At 59.8% G+C, this 13,863-nt stretch carries 27 protein-coding genes; all 27 read left to right on the top strand.

Features of this window, described 5'->3' with window-relative positions:
• Positions 1 to 169: 169 nt before the first annotated feature.
• The 27 genes from rplC (at position 170) to DTA15_RS11220 (ending at position 13,776) form a co-directional block, all read left to right on the top strand.
• Positions 170 to 820, top strand: a complete 651-nt coding sequence (gene rplC, locus DTA15_RS11090; protein ID WP_006482922.1) for a 50S ribosomal protein L3 — start codon at positions 170 to 172, stop codon at positions 818 to 820.
• Positions 820 to 1,440: a 50S ribosomal protein L4 gene (rplD, locus tag DTA15_RS11095; RefSeq protein WP_006482894.1), complete on the top strand. Its 621-nt coding sequence runs from the start codon at positions 820 to 822 to the stop codon at positions 1,438 to 1,440. The genes rplC and rplD overlap by 1 nt, the downstream gene beginning before the upstream one ends.
• On the top strand, positions 1,437 to 1,751 hold the full coding sequence (rplW, locus tag DTA15_RS11100) for a 50S ribosomal protein L23 (RefSeq protein ID WP_004199275.1): 315 nt from the start codon (positions 1,437 to 1,439) through the stop codon (positions 1,749 to 1,751). The genes rplD and rplW overlap by 4 nt, the downstream gene beginning before the upstream one ends.
• A gap of 2 nt (positions 1,752 to 1,753) precedes the next feature.
• Positions 1,754 to 2,581, top strand: coding sequence for a 50S ribosomal protein L2 (gene rplB / locus DTA15_RS11105; RefSeq protein WP_006482900.1), 828 nt, complete (start codon positions 1,754 to 1,756; stop codon positions 2,579 to 2,581).
• Positions 2,582 to 2,591: 10 nt separating this feature from the next.
• Positions 2,592 to 2,867 (top strand): 30S ribosomal protein S19, encoded by a 276-nt coding sequence (rpsS, locus tag DTA15_RS11110; protein ID WP_004199273.1) that lies wholly within the window; start codon positions 2,592 to 2,594, stop codon positions 2,865 to 2,867.
• Between the two features lie 12 nt (positions 2,868 to 2,879).
• Entirely contained in the window at positions 2,880 to 3,209 is a 330-nt protein-coding gene (gene rplV / locus DTA15_RS11115; protein ID WP_004199272.1) for a 50S ribosomal protein L22, read from the top strand.
• Positions 3,210 to 3,220: 11 nt separating this feature from the next.
• A complete protein-coding gene (gene rpsC, locus DTA15_RS11120; RefSeq protein WP_006482899.1) occupies positions 3,221 to 4,021 on the top strand; it encodes a 30S ribosomal protein S3 in 801 nt (266 codons plus the stop codon).
• A 2-nt stretch (positions 4,022 to 4,023) separates the two neighbouring features.
• Positions 4,024 to 4,440, top strand: a complete 417-nt coding sequence (rplP, locus tag DTA15_RS11125) for a 50S ribosomal protein L16 (RefSeq protein WP_006482873.1) — start codon at positions 4,024 to 4,026, stop codon at positions 4,438 to 4,440.
• 9 nt (positions 4,441 to 4,449) lie between these two features.
• Complete coding sequence (gene rpmC, locus DTA15_RS11130) at positions 4,450 to 4,644, top strand: 50S ribosomal protein L29 (RefSeq protein ID WP_006400652.1); 195 nt, start codon at positions 4,450 to 4,452, stop codon at positions 4,642 to 4,644.
• A complete protein-coding gene (gene rpsQ, locus DTA15_RS11135) occupies positions 4,641 to 4,913 on the top strand; it encodes a 30S ribosomal protein S17 (protein WP_006477189.1) in 273 nt (90 codons plus the stop codon). Before rpmC ends, rpsQ begins: the two co-directional genes overlap by 4 nt.
• Positions 4,914 to 5,222: 309 nt before the next feature.
• Complete coding sequence (rplN, locus tag DTA15_RS11140; RefSeq protein WP_006482918.1) at positions 5,223 to 5,591, top strand: 50S ribosomal protein L14; 369 nt, start codon at positions 5,223 to 5,225, stop codon at positions 5,589 to 5,591.
• Between the two features lie 9 nt (positions 5,592 to 5,600).
• Positions 5,601 to 5,909, top strand: coding sequence for a 50S ribosomal protein L24 (gene rplX, locus DTA15_RS11145; protein ID WP_006477187.1), 309 nt, complete (start codon positions 5,601 to 5,603; stop codon positions 5,907 to 5,909).
• Between the two features lie 16 nt (positions 5,910 to 5,925).
• Positions 5,926 to 6,465 carry a 50S ribosomal protein L5 gene (gene rplE / locus DTA15_RS11150; RefSeq protein WP_006482882.1) on the top strand — a complete coding sequence of 180 codons (540 nt, stop codon included), beginning with the start codon at positions 5,926 to 5,928 and terminating at the stop codon, positions 6,463 to 6,465.
• Positions 6,466 to 6,472: 7 nt separating this feature from the next.
• Positions 6,473 to 6,778, top strand: a complete 306-nt coding sequence (rpsN, locus tag DTA15_RS11155) for a 30S ribosomal protein S14 (RefSeq protein WP_006482884.1) — start codon at positions 6,473 to 6,475, stop codon at positions 6,776 to 6,778.
• A gap of 14 nt (positions 6,779 to 6,792) precedes the next feature.
• Positions 6,793 to 7,188 carry a 30S ribosomal protein S8 gene (rpsH, locus tag DTA15_RS11160; RefSeq protein WP_006477185.1) on the top strand — a complete coding sequence of 132 codons (396 nt, stop codon included), beginning with the start codon at positions 6,793 to 6,795 and terminating at the stop codon, positions 7,186 to 7,188.
• A gap of 18 nt (positions 7,189 to 7,206) precedes the next feature.
• Entirely contained in the window at positions 7,207 to 7,737 is a 531-nt protein-coding gene (rplF, locus tag DTA15_RS11165; protein ID WP_006477184.1) for a 50S ribosomal protein L6, read from the top strand.
• A 12-nt stretch (positions 7,738 to 7,749) separates the two neighbouring features.
• Positions 7,750 to 8,115, top strand: a complete 366-nt coding sequence (gene rplR, locus DTA15_RS11170) for a 50S ribosomal protein L18 (protein ID WP_006477183.1) — start codon at positions 7,750 to 7,752, stop codon at positions 8,113 to 8,115.
• Positions 8,116 to 8,129: 14 nt separating this feature from the next.
• A complete protein-coding gene (gene rpsE / locus DTA15_RS11175) occupies positions 8,130 to 8,648 on the top strand; it encodes a 30S ribosomal protein S5 (RefSeq protein ID WP_006482895.1) in 519 nt (172 codons plus the stop codon).
• Positions 8,649 to 8,663: 15 nt separating this feature from the next.
• A complete protein-coding gene (gene rpmD, locus DTA15_RS11180; protein WP_006400644.1) occupies positions 8,664 to 8,846 on the top strand; it encodes a 50S ribosomal protein L30 in 183 nt (60 codons plus the stop codon).
• A 26-nt stretch (positions 8,847 to 8,872) separates the two neighbouring features.
• Positions 8,873 to 9,307: a 50S ribosomal protein L15 gene (gene rplO, locus DTA15_RS11185; RefSeq protein ID WP_006482880.1), complete on the top strand. Its 435-nt coding sequence runs from the start codon at positions 8,873 to 8,875 to the stop codon at positions 9,305 to 9,307.
• A gap of 42 nt (positions 9,308 to 9,349) precedes the next feature.
• Positions 9,350 to 10,699 (top strand): preprotein translocase subunit SecY, encoded by a 1,350-nt coding sequence (secY, locus tag DTA15_RS11190; RefSeq protein ID WP_006482915.1) that lies wholly within the window; start codon positions 9,350 to 9,352, stop codon positions 10,697 to 10,699.
• A gap of 7 nt (positions 10,700 to 10,706) precedes the next feature.
• The gene (infA, locus tag DTA15_RS11195) at positions 10,707 to 10,925 is read left to right on the top strand and encodes a translation initiation factor IF-1 (RefSeq protein ID WP_004521905.1); all 219 of its coding nucleotides are present in this window, start codon (positions 10,707 to 10,709) and stop codon (positions 10,923 to 10,925) included.
• Positions 10,926 to 10,945: 20 nt separating this feature from the next.
• Entirely contained in the window at positions 10,946 to 11,062 is a 117-nt protein-coding gene (gene rpmJ, locus DTA15_RS11200) for a 50S ribosomal protein L36 (RefSeq protein WP_004199844.1), read from the top strand.
• Between the two features lie 38 nt (positions 11,063 to 11,100).
• On the top strand, positions 11,101 to 11,466 hold the full coding sequence (rpsM, locus tag DTA15_RS11205; RefSeq protein WP_006400641.1) for a 30S ribosomal protein S13: 366 nt from the start codon (positions 11,101 to 11,103) through the stop codon (positions 11,464 to 11,466).
• 28 nt (positions 11,467 to 11,494) lie between these two features.
• A complete protein-coding gene (gene rpsK, locus DTA15_RS11210) occupies positions 11,495 to 11,896 on the top strand; it encodes a 30S ribosomal protein S11 (RefSeq protein WP_004197937.1) in 402 nt (133 codons plus the stop codon).
• A gap of 154 nt (positions 11,897 to 12,050) precedes the next feature.
• Complete coding sequence (gene rpsD / locus DTA15_RS11215) at positions 12,051 to 12,674, top strand: 30S ribosomal protein S4 (protein WP_006477177.1); 624 nt, start codon at positions 12,051 to 12,053, stop codon at positions 12,672 to 12,674.
• A 124-nt stretch (positions 12,675 to 12,798) separates the two neighbouring features.
• Entirely contained in the window at positions 12,799 to 13,776 is a 978-nt protein-coding gene (locus DTA15_RS11220) for a DNA-directed RNA polymerase subunit alpha (protein WP_006477176.1), read from the top strand.
• The last annotated feature ends 87 nt before the right edge of the window (positions 13,777 to 13,863 follow it).

A 13,863-nucleotide genomic window follows, 5' to 3' on the forward strand; every position in this document is an offset into this window, starting at 1 on the left:
CGCCGACCGGCGTACCGGATGGCGCTAAGTCTTTGTATTGCTTGCGGAAATCGAGAAGTCGGGCTATACTGCTTGGCTTTTCGCGTATTCGCGTAAAAAAGTTGGGCCTTGCGTGCCCGGCATTTTGTAAATCAGCCCCGACCAATCGCAGTCGGGAATGGAGAAAATGATGAGCCTTGGACTCGTAGGTCGCAAGGTTGGCATGACCCGTATCTTCACGGCGGAAGGGGATTCGATTCCCGTCACCGTGCTGGACGTGTCGGACAACCGCGTGACGCAGATCAAGACTGTTGAAACCGACGGCTACACGGCCGTGCAGGTTGCATTCGGCTCCCGCCGCGCATCGCGCGTGACGAAGCCGCTGGCAGGTCATCTCGCCAAAGCCGGTGTCGAAGCCGGTGAAATCCTCAAGGAATTCCGCATTGACGCGGCCAAGGCAGCCGAGCTGTCGAATGGCGCCGTGGTCGGTGCAGATCTTTTCGAAGTGGGCCAGAAGGTCGACGTGCAAGGCGTGTCGATCGGTAAGGGCTACGCCGGTACGATCAAGCGTTACAACTTCTCCTCCGGCCGTGCCACGCACGGTAACTCGCGCTCGCACAACGTGCCGGGCTCGATCGGTATGGCGCAGGATCCGGGTCGTGTTTTCCCGGGTAAACGCATGACGGGTCACATGGGTGACGTGACGGTGACGGTGCAGAACCTCGAAATCGCTCGTATCGACGCAGAGCGCAAGCTGCTGCTCGTGAAGGGTGCGATTCCGGGCGCGAAGGGCGGCAAGGTCTTCGTGACGCCGGCCGTCAAGACCAAGGGGGCGAAATAATGGAACTCAAGCTCCTGAACGAAAATGGTCAGGAAGGTGCAGTGGTCAACGCATCGGACGTCGTGTTCGGTCGTGACTACAACGAAGCGCTGATCCACCAGGTCGTCATCGCTTACCAGGCGAATGCTCGCCAGGGTAACCGCGCACAGAAGGACCGTGAGCAAGTCAAGCACACGACCAAGAAGCCGTGGCGCCAGAAGGGTACGGGCCGCGCTCGTGCCGGTATGTCGTCGAGCCCGCTGTGGCGTGGCGGTGGTCGTATCTTCCCGAATTCGCCGGAAGAAAACTTCTCGCACAAGGTCAACAAGAAGATGCATCGCGCAGGTCTCTGCTCGATCTTCTCGCAGCTGGCCCGTGAAGGCCGTCTGTCGGTCGTCGAGGACATCATCCTCGAAGCGCCGAAGACCAAGCTGCTGGCCGACAAATTCAAGACCATGGGTCTCGACTCCGTGCTGATCATCACCGACACGGTCGACGAGAACCTGTACCTGGCTTCGCGCAACCTGCCGCACGTGGCGATTGTCGAGCCGCGCTACGCTGACCCGCTGTCGCTGATCTACTTCAAGAAAGTGCTGGTCACGAAGGCTGCGGTCGCCCAGATCGAGGAGTTGCTGTCATGAGCGAGATTCGCAAGAACGATCATCGTTTGATGCAGGTCCTGCTCGCACCGGTGATCTCGGAAAAGGCGACGCTGGTTGCCGACAAGAACGAGCAAGTCGTGTTCGAAGTCGCACCGGATGCCACGAAGCAGGAAGTGAAGGCGGCTGTCGAGCTGCTGTTCAAGGTTGAAGTTGATTCCGTCAACGTGCTGGTTCAGAAGGGCAAGCAAAAGCGCTTTGGCCGTTCGATGGGCCGCCGCAAGGACGTGAAGAAGGCGTACGTCTGCCTGAAGCCCGGCCAGGAAATCAACTTTGAAGCGGAGGCCAAGTAATCATGGCAATCGTTAAAGTTAAGCCGACATCGCCGGGTCGCCGCGCGATGGTCAAGGTGGTCAACAAGAACCTGCACCAGGGCAAGCCGTTCGCGGCACTGCTCGACTCGCAGAGCTCGACCGCCGGCCGTAACAACAACGGTCGTATCACCACGCGTCACAAGGGTGGTGGTCACAAGCAGCACTACCGTATCGTCGATTTCCGTCGCACGAAGGACGGCATCCCGGCAAAGGTCGAACGTCTCGAGTACGACCCGAACCGCAGCGCGAACATCGCGCTGGTGCTCTACGCAGACGGCGAACGTCGCTACATCATCGCCCCGAAGGGCCTGACCGTCGGCCAACAGCTGATGTCGGGTTCGGAAGCGCCGATCCGTGCAGGCAACACGCTGCCGATCCGCAACATTCCGGTCGGTACGACGATCCACTGCATCGAGATGCTGCCGGGCAAGGGTGCGCAAATGGCGCGTTCGGCTGGCACGTCGGCCATGCTGCTGGCACGCGAAGGCGTCTACGCGCAGGTTCGTCTGCGTTCGGGCGAAATCCGCCGCGTGCACATCGAGTGCCGTGCAACGATCGGTGAAGTCGGCAACGAAGAGCACAGCCTGCGCCAGATCGGCAAGGCTGGCGCGAACCGCTGGCGCGGTATCCGCCCGACGGTGCGTGGCGTTGCGATGAACCCGGTTGATCACCCGCACGGTGGTGGTGAGGGCAAGACGGCTGCAGGTCGCGACCCGGTGAGCCCGTGGGGTACGCCGGCTAAGGGTTACCGCACCCGCAGCAACAAGCGCACGACGACGATGATCGTCCAGCGCCGTCACAAGCGTTAAGGAGTAGGCAATGGCACGTTCTGTTAAAAAAGGTCCGTTCTGCGACGCCCATTTGCTGAAGAAAGTTGAGGCGGCTGCAGCTTCGCGCGACAAAAAGCCGATCAAGACCTGGTCGCGTCGCTCGACGATTCTGCCGGATTTCATCGGCCTGACGATCGCTGTTCACAACGGCCGTCAACACGTTCCGGTGTACATCTCGGAAAACATGGTCGGCCACAAGCTTGGCGAGTTCGCACTGACCCGTACGTTCAAGGGTCACGCAGCCGACAAGAAGGCCAAGAAATAAGGGGCAATCAAGATGGAAGTGAAAGCAATTCATCGCGGTGCCCGCATCTCGGCGCAAAAAACGCGCCTTGTGGCTGACCAGATCCGCGGTTTGCCGGTCGACAAGGCGCTGAACGTTCTGACGTTCTCGCCGAAGAAGGCGGCTGGCATCGTGAAGAAGGTTGTGCTGTCGGCAATCGCGAATGCGGAGCACAACGAAGGCGCTGATATCGACGAGCTCAAGATCAAGAGCATCTACGTCGACAAGGCTGCATCGCTCAAGCGTTTCACCGCGCGCGCAAAGGGCCGCGGTAACCGCATCGAGAAGCAATCCTGTCACATCACTGTGACGGTCGGGAATTAAGGAGCCATACGATGGGACAGAAAATTCATCCGACTGGCTTCCGCCTGGCTGTCAGCCGCAATTGGGCTTCGCGTTGGTACGCGAACAACAACAATTTCGCGGCGATGCTGCAGGAAGACATCGGTGTTCGTGAATACCTGAAGAAGAAGCTGAAGAACGCTTCGGTCGGTCGGGTCGTCATCGAGCGTCCGGCGAAGAACGCGCGCATCACGATTTACAGCTCGCGTCCGGGCGTGGTCATCGGCAAGAAGGGCGAGGATATCGAACAGCTGAAGACGGAACTGCAACGCCGCATGGGCGTGCCGGTTCACGTCAACATCGAAGAAATCCGCAAGCCGGAAACCGATGCTCAGCTGATCGCTGACTCGATCACGCAACAGCTCGAGCGCCGGATCATGTTCCGTCGCGCGATGAAGCGTGCGATGCAGAACGCGATGCGTCTGGGTGCCCAAGGCATCAAGATCATGAGCGCAGGCCGTCTGAACGGTATCGAAATCGCTCGTACGGAGTGGTATCGCGAAGGTCGCGTGCCGCTTCACACGCTGCGTGCTGATATCGACTACGCGACTTCGGAAGCGAAGACGACTTACGGGATCATCGGCGTCAAGGTGTGGGTCTACAAGGGCGATACGCTCGGCCGCAACGACGCACCGGTGGTGGAAGAAGTAGCCGAAGACAAGCGTCCGCGTCGCAATGCGCGTCCGGGCGACCGTCGTCCGCGCCGTGACGGCGAAGGCGGCGCTCCGGGTGCTCGTCGTGGCGCACCGCGCCGTGGCGCCGGCAAGCCCGAAGACGGCAAGACTGGAGAATAACGATGCTGCAACCGAAACGCAGAAAGTATCGTAAAGAGCAGAAGGGTCGTAACACCGGCAAGGCGACGCGCGGCAACGCAGTGTCGTTCGGTGAATTCGGCCTGAAGGCGATCGGTCGCGGTCGTTTGACCGCACGTCAGATTGAAGCGGCGCGTCGTGCAATGACGCGTCACATCAAGCGTGGCGGCCGTATCTGGATCCGGATCTTCCCGGACAAGCCGATTTCGCAGAAGCCGGCCGAAGTGCGTATGGGTAACGGTAAGGGTAACCCGGAGTACTACGTCGCCGAGATTCAGCCGGGCAAGATGCTCTATGAAATGGACGGCGTAACCGAAGAACTGGCACGCGAAGCGTTCCGTCTGGCTGCAGCCAAGCTGCCGCTGAAGACGGCATTCATCGTGCGCCAGCTCGGCGCCTAAGGAGAAAACATGAAGGCTTCCGAACTTCTCCAGAAAGACCAGGCCGCGCTCAACAAGGAGCTGGCGGACCTGCTGAAGGCGCAATTCGGCCTGCGCATGCAACTCGCGACCCAGCAGCTCACGAACACGAGCCAGCTGAAGAAGGTTCGTCGCGACATCGCACGTGTGCGGACCGTCATGACTCAGAAGGCGAACCAGAAATGAACGATAGCGTGAAAACCTCGCTGAAGCGGACGCTGGTCGGTCGGGTCGTCAGCAACAAGATGGACAAGACCGTCACCGTGCTGATCGAGCACCGCGTCAAGCACCCGATCTACGGCAAGTATGTCGTGCGTTCGAAGAAGTACCACGCGCACGATGAAGCGAACACCTACAACGAAGGCGATCTCGTCGAAATTCAGGAAACGCGTCCTGTTTCGAAGACGAAGGCCTGGACGGTGTCGCGCCTCGTCGAAGCCGCTCGCGTCATCTAAGCGGGCAGCGCAGTAGGCAGTAACGGGCACTTCTCCACGAAGTGCTTGAAATCGCAAAGTTTTTGCTTGCGTGACCGGGATTATTTGTTATAATCCCGGTCTTCCCTCTTTATGGGAGCCCCGTCGCGGGCGAAGTTGGTGGGGGAAGCGGACTGGCGCCTGCCTGTCCGAAAGATTCACCGAATTGCGATGGCGGGTTTCGTTTGCCGTCGCTGCTGTTCCAACCCAAGCAGCCGATTGGCTGACGGGACCAAGACTGACCGAATGCATCATGGTGGTGCATCCGGATTAAGTTGGGAAAGACAAACCATGATCCAGACCGAATCTCGGCTCGAAGTAGCCGACAACACGGGTGCACGTGAAGTCCTGTGCATCAAGGTGCTCGGCGGCTCGAAGCGTCGTTATGCCGGCATTGGCGACATCATCAAGGTGAGCGTCAAAGAGGCAACGCCGCGCGGGCGCGTGAAGAAAGGCGAAATTTACAACGCCGTGGTGGTCCGCACCGCCAAGGGCGTGCGCCGTCAAGACGGCTCGCTGATCAAGTTCGACGGCAACGCCGCTGTGCTTTTGAATAACAAGCTCGAGCCGATCGGCACCCGTATTTTCGGGCCGGTGACGCGTGAGCTGCGTAGCGAACGATTCATGAAGATCGTTTCGCTGGCGCCGGAAGTGCTGTAAGGAGTCGCGATGAACAAGATTCGCAAAGGTGACGAAGTCATCGTCGTCACTGGCAAGGACAAGGGCAAGCGCGGCGTCGTGCTGGCTGTCGGTGCTGAACATGTGACGGTTGAAGGTATCAACCTCGTCAAGAAGCATGTGAAGCCGAACCCGATGAAGGGTACGACGGGCGGCGTGGAAGCGAAGACGATGCCCCTGCATATTTCGAACGTCGCACTGGTCGACGCGAATGGCAAGGCGTCGCGTGTTGGCATCAAGGTCGAGGAAGGCAAGAAGGTTCGCTTCCTGAAGACGACCGGTGCCGTACTGAGCGCCTGACGCAGCGGAGTAAAAAATGGCTCGTTTTCAAGAGTTTTACAAAGAAAAGGTTGTGCCCGGCCTGATCGAGAAGTTCGGTTACAAGTCGGTCATGGAAGTGCCGCGCATCACCAAGATCACGCTGAACATGGGTCTTGGCGAAGCGATCGCTGACAAGAAGATCATCGAGAACGCCGTTGGCGACCTCACGAAGATCGCCGGCCAGAAGCCGGTCGTCACGAAGGCCCGCAAGGCAATCGCAGGCTTCAAGATCCGCCAGGGTTACCCGATCGGCGCGATGGTGACGCTGCGTGGCCGCGCGATGTACGAATTCCTCGACCGTTTCGTGACGGTTGCCCTGCCCCGCGTGCGTGACTTCCGCGGCGTGTCGGGTCGTGCTTTCGATGGCCGTGGCAACTACAACATCGGTGTGAAAGAGCAGATCATTTTCCCCGAAATCGATTACGACAAGATCGACGCACTGCGTGGGCTGAACATCAGCATCACGACGACTGCGAAGACCGACGACGAAGCAAAGGCTCTGCTCGCCAGCTTCAAGTTCCCGTTCAGAAACTGAGGTTACCGTGGCTAAACTGGCACTGATCGAACGTGAAAAGAAGCGCGCCCGCCTGGTCGCGAAGTTCGCAGCAAAGCGCGAAGCGCTGAAGGCGATCGTCGAAGACCAAAGCAAGTCGGAAGAAGAGCGCTACGAAGCACGCCTGGAGCTGCAGCAACTGCCCCGCAACGCAAACCCGACCCGCCAGCGTAACCGCTGCGCGATCACGGGCCGTCCGCGTGGCACGTTCCGTAAATTCGGCCTCGCGCGTAACAAGATTCGTGAAATCGCATTCCGTGGCGAGATTCCTGGCCTGACCAAGGCGAGCTGGTAATAGGAGAAACGTAAATGAGCATGAGTGATCCTATCGCCGATATGCTGACTCGCATCCGCAACGCGCAGATGGTCGAGAAGGTATCGGTCGCGATGCCCTCGTCGAAGGTCAAGGTTGCAATCGCGCAAGTCCTGAAGGACGAAGGTTATATCGACGATTTCGCCGTGAAGGCGGAAGGTGCGAAGTCCGAACTGAATATCGCGCTGAAGTACTACGCAGGTCGCCCGGTCATCGAACGCCTCGAGCGCGTGTCGAAGCCTGGTCTGCGCGTGTACCGCGGCCGTAACGACATTCCGCAGGTCATGAATGGCCTCGGTGTGGCAATCGTGTCGACGCCGAAGGGCGTGATGACCGACCGCAAGGCGCGCGCTACCGGCGTCGGCGGCGAAGTCATCTGCTACGTCGCTTAAAGCCGAGGAGAGAGAAACATGTCTCGAGTAGGTAAGAGCCCGATCGCGCTGCAAGGCGCGGAAGTCAAGCTGGCCGACGGTGCAATCACCGTCAAGGGCCCGCTGGGCACCATCACGCAAGCGATCAATCCGCTCGTGAACGTGGCGAACAACGACGGCACGCTGAATCTGTCGCCGGTCGACGAAAGCCGCGAAGCAAATGCACTGTCGGGCACGATGCGCGCGATCATCGCGAATGCCGTGCACGGCGTGACCAAGGGTTTCGAGCGCAAGCTGACGCTGGTTGGCGTCGGTTACCGTGCGCAAGCGCAAGGCGACAAGCTGAACCTGTCGCTGGGTTTCTCGCACCCGGTGGTGCACCAGATGCCGGAAGGCGTCAAGGCTGAAACCCCGACGCAAACCGAAATCGTGATCAAGGGGATCAACAAGCAACAAGTCGGTCAAGTGGCTGCGGAAGTCCGCGGTTACCGTCCGCCGGAGCCGTACAAGGGCAAGGGCGTGCGTTATGCCGACGAGGTTGTGATCCTCAAAGAAACGAAGAAGAAGTAAGGGTGCGCAATCATGGATAAGACTCAATCTCGCCTGCGCCGCGCTCGCCAGACGCGTATCAAGATCGCTGAGCTGCAGGTCGCGCGTCTCGCCGTGCATCGCACGAACACGCACATCTACGCTCAAGTGTTCTCGCCCTGCGGCACCAAGGTGCTGGCCAGCGCGTCGACGCTCGAAGCGGAAGTGCGCGCAGAACTGGCCGACAAGTCGGGCAAGGGCGGCAACGTCAATGCCGCGACGCTGATCGGCAAGCGTATTGCCGAAAAGGCAAAGGCTGCCGGCATCGAATCCGTCGCCTTCGACCGCTCGGGCTTCCGCTACCACGGCCGCGTCAAGGCGCTGGCTGAGGCAGCTCGCGAAGCTGGGCTCAAGTTCTAAGGAAGGAATTCGTCATGGCAAAGATGCAAGCGAAAGTTCAGGCTGACGAGCGCGACGACGGCCTTCGCGAAAAGATGATTTCGGTCAACCGCGTGACCAAGGTCGTGAAGGGTGGCCGTATTCTCGGCTTCGCCGCACTGACCGTGGTTGGCGACGGTGATGGCCGCATCGGTATGGGCAAGGGCAAGGCGAAGGAAGTGCCGGTCGCTGTCCAGAAGGCAATGGAACAAGCTCGCCGCAACATGTTCAAGGTGCCGCTCAAGAACGGCACGCTGCAACACGAAGTGCACGGCAAGCACGGCGCATCCGCTGTCCTCCTCGCTCCGGCGAAGGCAGGTACGGGCGTGATCGCCGGCGGCCCGATGCGCGCAGTGTTCGACGTGATGGGCGTTCAGAACGTCGTGGCGAAGAGCCACGGTTCGACGAACCCGTACAACCTCGTTCGCGCCACGCTGGACGGCCTGCGTAAGCAGTCGACCCCAGCAGACATCGCGGCGAAGCGCGGCAAGTCCGTCGAAGAAATTTTGGGCTAAGCCCGGGTGGTCACCATGTCTGAAAAAACTGTCAAGGTTCAGCTCGTCAAGAGCCTGATCGGGACCCGCGAATCGCACCGCGCGACCGTGCGTGGCCTGGGCCTGCGCCGACTCAACTCGGTTAGCGAGCTGCAGGACACGCCGGCGGTCCGCGGCATGATCAACAAGGTCTCGTACCTCGTTAAGGTCATCGCGTAAGCGGCCCTACGGATCAAGGAGTTGATATGGAATTGAATAACCTGAAGCCGGCAGCTGGCGCCAAGCACGCCAAGCGTCGCGTCGGTCGTGGCATCGGTTCGGGCCTCGGCAAGACGGCTGGCCGTGGTCACAAGGGTCAGAAATCGCGTTCGGGCGGCTTCCACAAAGTCGGTTTCGAAGGCGGTCAGATGCCGCTGCAACGTCGTCTGCCGAAGCGCGGCTTCACGTCGCTGACGAAGGAATTCGTCGGTGAAGTGCGCCTGGGCGACCTCGAGAAGCTGCCGGTCGACGAGATCGATCTGCTCGCACTGAAGCAAGCCGGCCTGGTCGGCGAGCTGACGAAGAGCGCAAAGATCATCGCGACGGGCGAACTGAAGCGCAAGATCGTCGTGAAGGGTCTCGGTGCCACCAAGGGTGCGCGCGCTGCGATCGAAGCGGCTGGCGGTTCGTTCGCCGAGTGACACGCGTAGCGCGTCGTCACTTGCATTCATCGGAGAAGGTACTTGGCTAACAGCCCGAGTCTTGCAAAACCCGGTCGAAGCACGGCGAAATTCGGCGATCTGCGCCGGCGAGCGATGTTCCTGCTCCTGGCGCTGATCGTCTATCGCATCGGCGCGCACATTCCCGTGCCGGGCATCGATCCGGATCAACTGGCTAAGCTGTTCCAGAGCCAGGCGGGCGGCATCCTGGGCATGTTCAACATGTTCTCGGGTGGCGCGCTTTCCCGCTTCACGATCTTTGCGCTGGGGATCATGCCGTACATCTCGGCGTCGATCATCATGCAGTTGCTGGCGATCGTTTCGCCGCAGCTCGAGGCGCTGAAGAAGGAAGGGCAGGCAGGGCAACGGAAGATCACGCAGTACACGCGGTATTTCACCGTGGTGCTCGCGACCTTCCAGGCATTCGGTATCGCGGCTGCGCTGGAAAACCAGCCGGGCCTCGTCACCGATCCCGGCATGCTGTTCCGTCTGACGACGGTCGTGACGCTGGTAACGGGCACGATGTTCCTGATGTGGCTCGGTGAGCAGATTACCGAGCGTGGTCTGGGCAACGGTATCTCGATCATCATCTTCGGCGGGATCGCAGCAGGGTTCCCGAATGCCGTGGGTGGGTTGTTCGAGCTGGTGCGTACGGGTTCGATGAGCATCATTTCGGCGATCATCATCGTCGTTCTGATCGCCGCGGTGACTTACCTGGTCGTGTTCATCGAACGCGGTCAGCGCAAGATCCTCGTGAACTACGCAAAGCGTCAGGTCGGCAACAAGATCTACGGTGGGCAGTCGTCGCATCTGCCGCTGAAGCTGAACATGTCGGGCGTGATTCCGCCGATCTTTGCATCGTCGATCATTCTGTTCCCGGCAACGATTCTCGGCTGGTTCAGTACCGGTCAGCCGACAGGAAGCTGGATTTCCAATACGTTGCATAACGTTGCGGAAGCGCTGAAGCCGGGCCAGCCGGTCTATGTGCTGCTGTACACGCTGGCAATCGTGTTTTTCTGCTTCTTCTACACCGCACTGGTGTTCAACAGCAGGGAGACCGCAGACAACCTGAAGAAGAGCGGCGCGTTTGTTCCGGGCATCCGTCCGGGCGATCAGACCGCACGATATATCGACCGCATCCTCACGCGTCTGACGCTGGCCGGTGCGATCTACATCGTCTTCGTGTGTCTGCTGCCGGAATTCCTGGTGCTGCGCTGGAACGTGCCGTTTTATTTTGGTGGAACGTCGCTGCTGATCATTGTCGTCGTCACGATGGACTTTATGGCGCAGGTGCAGTCGTACGTTATGTCGCAACAGTATGAGTCACTGCTCAAGAAGGCTAACTTCAAGGGCGGCAACATCCCGATGCGTTGAAAGGACTATGGCCAAAGACGATGTAATCCAGATGCAGGGTGAGGTGATTGAAAACCTCCCGAATGCGACCTTCCGCGTGAAGCTGGAAAACGGCCATGTCGTGTTGGGGCATATTTCCGGGAAGATGCGGATGCACTACATCCGCATCCTGCCGGGCGACAAGGTGACGGTTGAATTGACGCCTTACGATCTGTCTCGTGCGCGGATCGTGTTCCGGGCGAAGTGATTTGAAAAAAGGGTATTATCATGAAAGTGATGGCATCGGTTAAGCGCATTTGCCGCAATTGCAAGATCATCAAGCGCAAAGGCGTCGTTCGCGTGATCTGCAGCTCGGATCCGCGCCACAAGCAGCGCCAAGGCTGACCGCGCGTTTGTTTGCGCTTTTTGTTTGAGGAAAAACAATGGCTCGTATCGCAGGGGTTAACATCCCGAATCACCAGCATACCGAGATCGGCCTGACGGCTATCTTCGGTATCGGCCGCACCCGTTCGCGCAGCATCTGCGTGGCAGCTGGCGTCGATTTTTCGAAGAAGGTCAAGGATCTGACCGACGCAGACCTGGAAAAGCTGCGTGAAGAAGTAGGCAAGTTTGTCGTCGAAGGCGATCTGCGCCGTGAAGTGACGATGAACATCAAGCGCCTGATGGACCTCGGTTGCTACCGCGGCGTCCGTCATCGCAAGGGCCTGCCGATGCGCGGTCAGCGTACGCGTACGAACGCACGTACCCGCAAGGGTCCGCGTCGTGCAGCGCAAGCGCTGAAGAAGTAAGCGGAACTGACAGTTACAGGAAAACGTAATGGCTAAGGCTTCGAACACCGCGGCGCAACGCGTTCGCAAGAAGGTTAAGAAGAACGTCGCTGAAGGCGTGGTTCACGTTCACGCGTCGTTCAACAACACGATCATCACGATCACCGATCGCCAAGGCAACGCTCTGGCATGGGCGACGTCGGGCGGTCAGGGCTTCAAGGGCTCGCGCAAATCGACGCCGTTCGCTGCTCAGGTCGCAGCCGAGTCGGCTGGCCGCGTCGCGATGGAATACGGCGTGAAGAATCTGGAAGTGCGGATCAAGGGCCCGGGCCCGGGTCGCGAGTCGGCAGTGCGCGCACTGCACGGCCTCGGCATCAAGATCACCGCGATTTCGGACGTCACCCCGATTCCGCACAACGGCTGCCGCCCGCCGAAGCGTCGTCGTATCTAAGGATGTGCTGGCACGTTCGTGCTAGCGCATTGCCTGTCGCCGCTCAGCGTCGACGGGCGTTGCTTTTTTGATTGACTAAGCCCACCGTTCGCCCCAAAGGGAGCGGACTAGCGCGGATTTCGATCCGCGTGACTGATTGATAAAGGAATGCAAAGTGGCACGTTATATCGGCCCCAAAGCCAAGCTGTCCCGCCGTGAAGGCACCGACCTGTTCCTGAAGAGCGCACGCCGCTCGCTCGCCGACAAGTGCAAGCTCGACAGCAAGCCGGGTCAGCACGGCCGTACCTCGGGCGCACGTACGTCCGACTACGGTACGCAGCTGCGCGAAAAGCAGAAGGTCAAGCGTATCTACGGCGTGCTGGAGCGTCAGTTCCGTCGTTACTTCGCCGAAGCCGATCGCCGCAAGGGCAACACGGGTGAAAACCTGCTGCAACTGCTCGAGTCGCGCCTCGACAACGTCGTGTATCGCATGGGCTTCGGCTCGACCCGCGCTGAAGCGCGTCAGCTGGTGAGCCACAAGTCGATCACCGTGAACGGCGTCGTCGCGAACGTCCCGTCGCAGCAAGTGAAGGCGGGTGACGTCGTCGCGATCCGCGAAAAGGCGAAGAAGCAGGCGCGTATCGTCGAAGCGCTGTCGCTGGCCGAGCAAGGCGGCATGCCGAGCTGGGTTGCAGTCGATGCGAAGAAGTTCGAAGGCACGTTCAAGCAAATGCCGGAACGCGCTGAAATCGCAGGCGACATCAACGAAAGCCTGATCGTCGAATTGTATTCGCGTTAATCCGATTGACGGCCGAGGTACCCCGATTGCGTTGCGCAAGGAGGGGCCTCGGCTGTTTATTTTCTGGTTGTTACCGGTCAGCCTTATCGGTGTAACGAGCCGAGGGTATTGAAAAGGAAAGCCCATGCAAACCAGTTTGCTGAAACCCAAGATCATCGCCGTGGAATCGCTGGGCGAGAACCACGCGAGGGTGGTCATGGAACCGTTCGAACGCGGTTACGGCCACACCTTGGGCAATGCGCTTCGCCGCGTGCTGCTGTCGTCGATGGTAGGCTACGCGCCGACCGAAGTCACGATCGCAGGCGTGGTGCACGAGTACTCGACGCTGGATGGCGTGCAGGAAGACGTCGTCAACCTGCTGCTGAACCTGAAGGGCGTGGTGTTCAAGCTGCATAACCGTGACGAAGTGACGGTTACGCTGCGCAAGGAAGGCGAAGGCGTCGTGACGGCCGGCGATATCGAGCTGGCTCACGATTGCGAAGTCATCAACCCGAATCACGTGATTGCGCACCTGTCGAAGGGTGGCAAGCTCGACGTTCAGATCAAGATCGAAAAGGGTCGCGGCTACGTGCCCGGCAACGTCCGTCGCTACGGCGAAGACACGGCCAAGATCATCGGCCGCATCGTCCTCGACGCCTCGTTCTCGCCGGTTCGCCGCGTGAGCTACGCGGTTGAAAGCGCACGTGTCGAGCAGCGTACCGACCTCGACAAGCTCGTGATGAACATCGAGACGAGCGGCGTGATCACGCCGGAAGAAGCGATCCGCCAGTCGGCCCGCATCCTGGTCGACCAGCTGTCCGTGTTCGCGGCGCTGGAAGGCACGGAAACGGCAGCCGAAGCGCCGTCGCGTGCACCGCAGATCGATCCGATCCTGCTGCGTCCGGTGGACGATCTCGAGCTGACGGTTCGTTCGGCGAACTGCCTGAAGGCCGAGAACATCTACTACATCGGCGATCTGATCCAGCGCACGGAAAACGAGCTGCTGAAGACGCCGAACCTCGGTCGCAAGTCGCTCAACGAGATCAAGGAAGTGCTCGCTTCGCGCGGTCTCACGCTGGGCATGAAGCTCGAGAACTGGCCGCCGGCTGGTCTCGACAAGTAAGCCCGGTTGTTGCTGTAGTTGGCAAAGATGCGGATTTTCCTTTAAAATCCGCACCTTGCTTTTTTTCGTTACCGGCCCGTGCACCCT

Origin of the sequence: Burkholderia cenocepacia, assembly GCF_900446215.1 — a bacterium.
Lineage (GTDB): Bacteria > Pseudomonadota > Gammaproteobacteria > Burkholderiales > Burkholderiaceae > Burkholderia > Burkholderia cenocepacia.